Annotated in this window: 3 protein-coding genes; all 3 read left to right on the top strand. The window is 59.1% G+C overall.

The annotated features are described in order from the left end of the window. A partial coding sequence (locus AC11W3_RS00845) for a MucR family transcriptional regulator (RefSeq protein ID WP_484092334.1) occupies positions 1-468 on the top strand: 468 nt, incomplete at its 5' end. A 129-nt stretch (positions 469-597) separates the two neighbouring features. Further along, positions 598-1,638: an acyl-CoA thioesterase gene (locus tag AC11W3_RS00850; protein ID WP_484092335.1), complete on the top strand. Its 1,041-nt coding sequence runs from the start codon at positions 598-600 to the stop codon at positions 1,636-1,638. 481 nt (positions 1,639-2,119) lie between these two features. Then, positions 2,120-2,457: ParB/RepB/Spo0J family partition protein (locus tag AC11W3_RS00855; protein WP_484092336.1), on the top strand; the 338-nt coding region annotated here is incomplete at its 3' end.

Raw genomic sequence — 2,457 nt, forward strand, 5'->3', positions numbered from 1 at the left:
AGTACTCCGATGACCTCGGATCAGCTTATTTTCGAGATCAGCAAGGTACACAACGCACTTAAGAATCTCGAAGCCGGACAATCAATCGAGGGGGTGGAGGAGACTGTCAAGACAACGATGACAGTCAAGGAGGCCTTCAAAAAGGGAGAGATCTCCTGCATGGTCTGCGGAAAAGGGGGGTTCAAGACCCTGGCGCGCCACCTCAGTACCGCCCATGGGATGAAACCGGGTGAGTACAAGAAGCAGTTCGGGATCCCCAGCAAGCAGGCTTTGTCTGCCAAGAACTACTCCGAGTCCAGAAGGAAGATGGCGCAGGAGAGGGGACTGGCGGAGAACCTCGCCAAGGCGCGGGAAGTGAGGATGGCCAACATCCAGGCGAAGAAGACCGCCCCCGCCAAGGCTGCCAAGGCGGCCAAAGCGGCCAAGGTGACAAAGCCCCGGGTCGGAAAAGGGAAAGCTGCCGCCTAGCTCCTCATCCCAGCACCGATGTCACAAAAAGCCGCCCGGAGATGGGCGGCTTTTTTGTTGACGGTTGCCGCGGCAACTTGTAGTGATAAATCGCTGCCACTATCAAGGATCTTTTTGGAGGATACCCCCATGACCAGACCGAATGATACCGCTTTCAGCCAGAGGATCCCCTTGAGCCAGGACCCGGTGTTGCGGCGTCGCTTCATGGTGCTCGACGACCCCGAGCTTCAGGGGAACCTCCGCTTCGGGCTGCTGCTGGAGATTCTGGACAAGGTGGCCGAGGAAACGGCCCTGCGCTACGTAAACCAGTTTTATCCCGACGCCAGGGTGGTCACAGCGGCCATCGACAACATCGTCGTTCATCATGCGGCCGACGTCACCGTGGACCTCATTTTCGAGGCCACGATCAACTATGTCGGGAGCAGTTCCGTCGAAGTTGGGATCAGGGTGTCGCAGCCCGGCAACCATGTGGCCTCCTGTTACTTCACCATGGTGGCGAGGTCCGGGGTGGGGGAGGGGGCCGTCAGCCTTAAACTGCCGCCCATGGAATACGTGGACGAGATGGAGCAGAAGCGGGGCCGGAAGGCCTTGGAGAGGCGTGAAGAATACAAGCGGCAAAAGGCCGCGCTGCTCGAGCCTCCGACCAGGACGGAGTACGAGATGCTCGCCGCCCTGCACAAGGCCCAGGATGAAAGGGGCTTTTCCGGTCTCCTGGTGCGGCGGCTGGCGACCGATTCCTGGGAGCGGATGGTCCCGGAATTCGAGAACGTGCCGCAGAAGATCTTCGGAGGGTATCTTATCCGCCGCGCCTATGAGCTCGCCGCCATCTGCTCCGAGCTTGTCTCCCCCGACCGCTCGATAGTCGCAGCCGTAAACCGTATCAACTTCAACGAGCCGGTCAGGATGGGGGACAAGCTGCACTACACCTCGCAGGTCGTCTACACCCATGACTGTTTCATCTTCGTGGAGGCCAACATCGAGCGCATCAGCGCCGACCGTACCACCACCGCCCTTTCGAATTCCTGCCTTTTCACCTTCGTCAATGTCGACCGAAATCTCACCCACCAGCCCGTCCCGGCCGTCTATCCGACGACCTACGCTGAGGACGCCCGCTATCTCGCCGCGCACCGCAGCTACCAGACGCTCAGTGCCCAAAAGCACGTGATATAAGGGCGGCGCGGAGGTTTACGCAAGAGAAGGCCGAGGTTAATCGACCACCCCGGGGCGAACAGCCGTTCGTGCTGGGGTGGTCGAAGCACGTCCAGCTCTCTACGCGGCAGGTAACATTAAAATAATCGCGATTTCGGCGCGCCGAATTTCGCCGTAACCTCCGGTTATCATTCACTTCACGCCTAAAAATAACGACGTTTTCTAATGTAGTTTAACATGAACCCGGTGCCTTGACTCCACTCACTTTCCTGCGGATCACCCCCAATCGAACCATAATCCAAAGCCCTAACATGCCACCCGTGTCAGACGCGGGATGCCGGCGCATCCAGTCCAGACAGCAGCTCAGGGTCTCCCGTGACGACCTGTTCATGTCGTTTGACAAGCGACGCTTTTACGGTAACTTACACAGCATGTAACGCCCCTGCGTGGGCTTCGGTAACCAACAACGTGGTAGAACTCGAACCGTTAGAGGGAGGCGCGTATGGCACCGACAGGGTATACGACAGGCAAGATGTACGAGCTGAACATCTCCGACATCTCCCCGGACACATCCCAGCCGCGCAAGTATTTCGACGAGCAGGCCCTGGCAGAGCTGAAGGCATCGATCCAGAAGCATGGCGTGTTGCAGCCGGTACTGGTGCGAGGCGGCGGCGATGGCGGAAAATTCCTGGTGGTCTCAGGGGAGAGGCGCTATCAGGCCTCCCTTGCCGCCGGACTGACCAGCATCCCGGCGGTGGTGACCGATGGAGACCCCGTCGAGATCTCCATCGTGGAGAACCTGTTACGCGAGAATCTGACCGCCATCGAGGAAGCCGAGGC

This window comes from Geomonas sp. (assembly GCF_056994735.1).